The sequence below is a fragment of the Devosia sp. genome, assembly GCF_030689745.1.
Taxonomy (GTDB): Bacteria; Pseudomonadota; Alphaproteobacteria; order Rhizobiales; family Devosiaceae; genus Devosia; species Devosia alba.
Map to the genome: position 1 here is coordinate 1 of NZ_JAUYGL010000075.1, position 6,890 is coordinate 6,890.

General features: G+C 58.6%; 4 protein-coding genes and 1 pseudogene. 3 read left to right on the top strand and 2 right to left on the bottom strand.

The genetic code is table 11. From position 1 onward, the window contains the following. Positions 1–1,215: pseudogene (locus Q8O80_RS06465) on the top strand (hypothetical protein); the annotation flags it as partial. Positions 1,216–1,429: 214 nt separating this feature from the next. On the opposite strand, the gene Q8O80_RS06470 reads toward Q8O80_RS06465, so the two are convergent. Further along, the gene (locus Q8O80_RS06470) at positions 1,430–2,575 is read right to left on the bottom strand and encodes a DUF3800 domain-containing protein (protein ID WP_305578148.1); all 1,146 of its coding nucleotides are present in this window, start codon (positions 2,573–2,575) and stop codon (positions 1,430–1,432) included. Positions 2,576–2,861: 286 nt separating this feature from the next. Here Q8O80_RS06470 and Q8O80_RS06475 point away from each other — a divergent pair, with 286 nt between their 5' ends. Continuing rightward, a complete protein-coding gene (locus Q8O80_RS06475; RefSeq protein ID WP_305578150.1) occupies positions 2,862–4,214 on the top strand; it encodes a hypothetical protein in 1,353 nt (450 codons plus the stop codon). A gap of 404 nt (positions 4,215–4,618) precedes the next feature. Here Q8O80_RS06475 and Q8O80_RS06480 read toward each other — a convergent pair whose 3' ends face one another. Further along, a complete protein-coding gene (locus Q8O80_RS06480) occupies positions 4,619–5,359 on the bottom strand; it encodes a Crp/Fnr family transcriptional regulator (RefSeq protein ID WP_305578152.1) in 741 nt (246 codons plus the stop codon). Positions 5,360–5,735: 376 nt separating this feature from the next. Between Q8O80_RS06480 and Q8O80_RS06485 the strand changes: the two genes are divergently transcribed. Continuing rightward, the coding region (locus Q8O80_RS06485; protein ID WP_305578154.1) for a PAS domain-containing protein at positions 5,736–6,890 on the top strand (1,155 nt) is incomplete at its 3' end.

Genomic DNA, 6,890 nt, shown 5'->3' on the forward strand with positions numbered 1-6,890 from the left:
TTTCACATTGGTGATTTTCAGTTTTCCGCCTATCTCGAGTCCACTTATCTGACTGTCGCCCAAAAGGAGGGGACGGTTGATTTGGCTGAGATGCAAACGCCGGTTGTGGCGGCGATTGATGAGGCTCAAAAGACGATCAAGGACTATTTTCGACAACGCTCGGCCATGGAAGCCCGGAGCTACGTCGAAGAATGGAAGACTGAAAAGGTTTATCCCTTTGATGGCGATCCTGCGAGCCGCGTTGAAGAGGTCGAACGACAAGTTTTCGAGATCGTCGCCGTCAGCGTGGCGAAAAACTTGCCTGACTTCGGGACCTCTCCGCCCCAGAACAAGTCGTTTCAATTGCGCATGCTTCGCCAGGCCATCGAAAAGAGCCCAGAGGAGCTTCAGGTTATCTTGAATGAAGTCCTTCGACTACCGAAGCGTCAACAAGAAGAGCTCGCTGAATTGCTTCGCGATGTGTCGCTCTCATCGATCATCAGCTCGGCCAAAATTGTTGCCGATAGGTTGAAATTCCTGACCGGCATCGAGGCGGTCCTGTTTGATCCAGAGCCCAAGAAGCGATTGCGTGAAAGGACTCAGTTGCACCGCATCGTCGCTCAGAACTGCTGGATGTTCGGCGAGGACTTCATGCTGTCTGTGGATGATCAGTCTCTAAACGAAGTTTTACGCGCACACAAGAAAATTCTGGGCGATGACATCGTCATCAATGATCCAGTCAAACATGTGTCCCAAGAGCGAGGAATCGTCGATCTGATGCTGTCGCGCTCGACGAGGAGGCACAACACGGATTCCATTACCCATCTGGTGGTTGAGTTGAAAGCGCCGAAGGTCAAGGTCAACACTGACGAAATATCCCAAATTGAAGGATATGCCGCGTCAGTCATGGATGACCAGCGGTTTCGCAACGTCAATGTGTCTTGGGTGTTTTGGGTCATTAGCGACGATGTCGGCCCCCATGCGAAGTTCCGCATGTTGGATGAATCAGGCTTGATTCATAAAAAGGCCAATGCTTGCATCTATGTGAAAACTTGGGGGCAAGTGCTGGCGGAAAACAGGAGCCGCATGAAGTTTTTCCAAGAGCGGCTGGAATACCAAGCCGACAAGGGGGCCTCCTTGAAACACTTGCAGGAACACTATTCAAAATACTTGGAAGGAGTGTTCGATGCCGAGCCTGATCAAGCAGTCAGCGAAGAGGTCGCTGAAGCCAAGTGACAGCCCGTGTGGCGGCGAAAAATGCCGCTGTGAACCTGACGATGGCGAATGGATTCATCATGAACTTGCAGATGCTGCGATCAGGCAAGCGGTGCGGCAGTTTTAGCCCATGCGCTTTGGCGAGTTGCGGATATGGCATCAAGCAATTGATCGTCAAAGTTCATCACATTTTTTCATTGCGCTTTGTATCGCTGCATTGTGGATGCGCGTGCTTTCAACGCGACGCAATCATCCCCTTGATGGCTGCCTGTCGGCGTGACTCTTCAATGGCTATGATTTTTTGCGCGGCTTCGATTTTCTCCTGAGGTATGTTCTCAAGCTCTGGCATCTGAGTAAAGTGCTGCTCCCACCTGGTTTCAATGGCTCGCAGGGACACCTCGTCGGTGTTTCCGCGATGTCGTTGGGCATAGACCAGCGGCATCAGCCCAGGGGCCATATCCTTGCCGTCTATGAGCCTCTTGAAAATCCACAGGTAGACATCGACAAGCTCGAGCCCGGCGCTGTCGGTTCCGGCTGCGAATTCGATAGGCGTCTTGGGCATCCCCGCGAAGCTGATCTTGGGCATGCCGGGGCCAGTCGCGCCTTCAATACCCGACGCTGCTGCGAAAAACTCTGAGAGGGTTTTCTGCGCCTTGTTGAACTCGGACTGCCGGTCCACCACGATCCTCGACGCCCGCTTGCCACGCTGCATGATGCGCTTTGCGATGCCGTGCATGACGAACTGAAATCCAATGATGTTGGGGCTGATCTGCTTGATGTCGTCCGCGTGGTCCACGTTGTAGCCAATAGCGTCAGGGTTCTGGGCGGCCCACGTCAGCCCATCGCCGATCAACTGGCGTGAGCGCGCGTCTGGAAGCTGATCGACTCGTCCCGCGATTCGTTGGCATACCTCGATTAGCCTTCCGTTGGCCCGCGCGCGGTTTGTGTCGGTCCGGGCAGACCATGCGAGCCGGGCGTCGTCTTCCTCAAACAAGGACGCGAGCTTCAGCAGGAGGATGTATCGCAGCGGCGTCCAATAGCTTGTCCAGGTGACGGCCGGATTCATGGCTTGGTCGAAGACTTGGTCGAAAAAACAGATGACAGCGTGGTCCGGCTTGTTCACCCGATACAAGTCAAAGCGCAATGAGAATTTCTTTTGGATGGCGACGAGCTCCTCGGAAATGGTGGCAAGCCTGCCGACCCCAAGCTGTGCGGCATGCAGTCGGTCAACGCTCAGGCGTTTGCGCAAGGGGGCGAGTCTCTCCTCCGCCAGCACGTCAAGGTTCACGTCGCTCGATATGACCCCGTAATACAAGACGGGTTGGGCCGCGTCGAACAGCTCCGAACCCGTGTGCCCGCTCTCATCCACATAAAAAAACATCAACGTCCCCTTGATTTAATTCTCAAAGAGCTCTGTGGCTCGCTTGAATGTCGTTTATAGCCGGTCCGTGGTCAGGGGCGGACGGCCAAGCCCCTGTGCGTCAATGCCGGAAAATAGGGCTTCGAACAAAATCCAGGGGGAAACAATGGCGAATACATGCATCGTGTGCAGTCAACCTTCGGGATCAGGAGAGCACGTATTTCCCGCAGCGTTGGGCGGGAGGCGAACCAATAAAAACATCTACTGCACGACACACGACAACGGCTATTCCAGCTTGGTCGCGGACTTGGCGAATCAGTTCGATGTCTTCAATGCGCATTTGGGCGTAGTTCCTGACCACTCCGACGATGTCAAAAGCGTCATTGCGCGGGATGCGCATACCGGTCAAGAGTTGAGGTTGTCAGTCAAGGAAAGTTCGTTCACGGCTCCGCGTGTCATTTCCCAAAAGGAAGTTGGAAACGGCGTGCTCATGAATATGGCCTTCCCCAATCGGGAGGCGCTACAGGAGTGGCTTGCTGAACAAAAGGCAAAAGGGATCGATGTGGCCCCGTTGCAGAAGGCTCAGGAGCGGCCATACTTCCTCGACAGCGTGCATCATCAGCGCCGATTCGGCGGTCTCTGCGGCCTTGGCGCGGTGGCGTATGTGGCGCAAACCTTCTTGGCCCAAGCCTTTCCAGAACTGGCACGCTCTGGCGACGTGGCGCAGTTCATCGCCTACACGCAGGCCATTGCCAAGCTCGCCCAAATCCGCGGCGGCTGTGGCGACACGCAGGATGACCCGACCGATCCTAAGCTGGAGGCGGCGCGTCAAGCCTATGAGGCCGCGCTCGCGCCTTGGGGCGGGCAGCAGCCGGTCTGGTGGGACTTCAATCCGCAGCCGGACGCCAGGCCCAACGCCTTCGAGTTCGGACACCGCGTGACGGTGGGGGTCGATGGGGCGGACGGACAAATCTTCGGACGCTTCTCACTGTTCTCTTCCATTCACTTCGGCATGTGCTTTGGGATGGCAAGCGCTGGCGTGGAGACCAAGACCATGACGATTGATATCGACCCAATGGCGGCCCATCCGCCCAACGACATCAAGAAGGTCGAGACATCCACGGCCATCGCGCGAGTGGCCGTGCCGACCCAACCCATTGCGGGCTTGGCCGCTGCGATATCGAGCGGGAGTCAAGAGTCCGTGTTCACGGATTTAATAAGCAAGATCGAAGCCCATTCCTTGGGCAAGGCCGCAGCCAAGATGCATGCCGAGCTCGCTGCCTATTCGGGGCTGTCGGAGTTAGAAGGCGAGCAGCTCGTCAATCGCTTGATCGACGGGCAGGCGCAGCGCGTGTTGAACCTTGCCAAGTGGGTGCTTCAAAATTTCAAGCCGAGGCTTCCGACTGAGGTGCTCCCCACGCTAGGGTCGATGATCGACGCGATGACTGCCCACGATCCGAGCTCAACCAACGGGCTATCGCCTATGGCGAATGCGACGCTGGCTCTTGCCAAGGGCGCGCTCGCCGCGCAGGTGCGTGAGGACCTAGAGGCGGGCCGCCTTGATGAGCGCCGCCTTGCGGCGTTGATTGGAGAGGGGCCGGGCGCGGCAGTGGTTGGTCAGGCCGTCTTGGGTCCGCTTGTGCAGACGCTGCGGGACTGAACAGGGGTCGTTGCGTCGAGCCGCAGGCGTCGCATCTCAACTGAAATGCATCGGCCAACACCCGTAGTGCTTGTGTTGTTTTGCAGTGCTTGGAGGGCTGGGATTCGCTGGTTACTCAGGGTGTCAAAGCCGCGTTTTTGGCGGACTTTCGAGGGTGCCAATCAGGGGTCGAAAACGCGATCCAAAGAGCCCCTTTCCTCATTGGAGAACAGGGTGTGAAGCAGGGCGCGGAAGTGGGTCTAACAGGGGTGAAAAGGCGCCGTCAAGATGCCGACAAAAAACAAAAAATCAGGCTGAAACCCGCATGGATGCTATGTTGCATGAATGATGCTGCATCATGGGGGTGTGGTTTTCAAGCCCGGTAGGCAGGGCGGCCTTGTGTTCGTCGGTCATGCAGGGTTGGCTCAGGCCTGGTTTTCCTGTTTCGCCAGGGCTTCGAGTTGCGCCAGGTCCAGGATGGTGATCCCGCGCTGGGCCATGCGGATCACGCCGTCGCGTTCCATGGCTTTGAGTTCGACGTTGACGCGCTGACGTGAGCAGCCCAGCAACTGGGCCATTTCGTCCTGCACCAGGGAGATGCCGACGGGCATCTCGCCCGCAGGTTGGGGGGTGCGCGGGCCAAACCGGCGCATGAAGTGCAGCAGTTGCTTGGCCAGCCGGGCTCGCAGCGGCAGCGTGGCCATGTCTTCCATCATCCAGTAGAGAAAGCGCATGCGCCGGGCCTGCAAGGTCAGTAGCGCTTCGCCGAATTCGGCATGCTCGTGCAGGAGTTGCCGGAACACGGTCTCGGCCACGCCCAGGAGGGTGGTGCTTCCGTGGGCATGGGCGTCGTAGGTGTTAGGGCCGCGGTGCAGCACTTCGGCTTCGCCGACCCAGATACCCGGCTCCACATAGGCCAGGGTCACCTGCCTTCCCGCAGGGGAAGTGCGGCGAAAGCGGATGGCGCCACTGGCGCAGGCAAACCAGTGCTGCGCCAGTTCGCCCTGCTCCACGATCATCTCGCCATGGGAATAGCGCGTGACGGTGCCCAGGCGAAAGATGTCGTGCCGCAGCGAGGGAGAAAGCGAGGCAAACCAGCGGCCCCGGTCAATGGCAGCGCGTTCGCTGACGGAGAGCAGAGGGCGTTGCTGGGCGCCGTGGGGCACGGGTTCTTGCATGGTGTGGGAGCGTGTCTGCCGGGCGGCGGTGTTCTGGTCGAGGTGTGCATTTTAGGAGGCCACACCGCAGAAGGCGGTCTTGCTGAGAGTGCGCGCACTATCGACCATGGACCTTGGGGTCGTCCTCACTAGATTCCATCGGCTGGTATTTCATTGGCATGCATCAAAATGAGGCCTTCTATGAAGGCTTTGCGTCCGTAGAGAGATATGCTGCAATTCCACCGTTGGTGGTGGTACGCGTTTACCCGTATGTCGTTACGGGTGCGGCGCATTTTGTTACGTTTTGTCATACGATGGTTTGCATGGGTCGCAGGCGCGGTATGTAGCGCTGTTGCGGCATGTGTTTTTTGCGAGAGGTTCCTGCGTGAACGTCACCCCGTCAGTACGGCCAGACCCGCCCAGCCTGCCCACAGACGCCACAGCGATGCTGGCGGTGCAGACCAGCCTGCAGTCCATGCTGGATGCGGTTCCTGTGGCCTTGCTGGGATTTCATTTGCAGGGTACAGAGTTGCGGCTTTTTTCCGCGAATGCAGCTGCACGCCGCCTTCATGGGCTACGTTCCGTGCGCACGCCCGGGGTGTCGGCAGCCACGGTTTTTGTTCTATTGGCGGAAGCACATTTGCTGGAGCAGCTTTATGCGGTGGCGCGCACGGGCGAGCCGCTGGATTGTCGCCATGTGTTGCGCGACCAGGGACGGTTGGTGCTGGCTTGGAAGGTCCATGCACACGCCACGGGCATTGGCAGTGTTTTGGTGACGGTGCAGGATGTTTCAGAGGCCGAGCTGCTGCGCATTTCCCTGGCGGGAACGGAAGAGACGTTGCAGGAAACCCGCCGCGAACTGGACGAGCAGACCGAAGTTTTTGGCACCATGGAAAGCATGGCGCGCACGGGTTACTGGCGTCGTATCTGGGACGAAGGTGAGACGGTATTACTCTGGTCCCCCGGGCTGTGTGACATTGCCGGGTTTGACCGCCAGGAATGGATCAGTCCAGAGCGCGCCATGAGCGGAATCTTGCCTGAAGACCGTCATGTGTTTGCATCGGCGCAGGCCGCCGGGAATGGCGACGACGTCGAATACCGCTGGCGCCGACCGGACGGGCAGGTGCGCTGGATGCGCTCTCGCGTGAGCCGCCCGGCACAGCAGGGTGGGGTGCTGGTGGAGATGGGGGTGGTGCTGGATGTCACCGAAGAGCATCGCTTTGCAGAGCGCTTGCGCGACCAGCTCGACTTCATCAAAAGCATTGCCAGCAGCATCCCCGGGTTCATCTACCAGTGCCGTATCCACCCGGACGGCAGCCCCAGCCTGCCGTATGTAAGCGAGGCGGTGAACGATCTGATGGGGGTGTCCGGCCAACTGGTGCAGCACGATTTCCAGGCGCTGGAGCGCAATGTGGTGGACGAAGACTTGCCCATGGTGCGCCGCACCGTGCGCCGTGCGGTACGTGACTTGCGCCCCTGGCAATGCGAATACCGTGTGCGGGCGCCTGACGGTGATGTGCGCTGGCACATGACCAGCGCG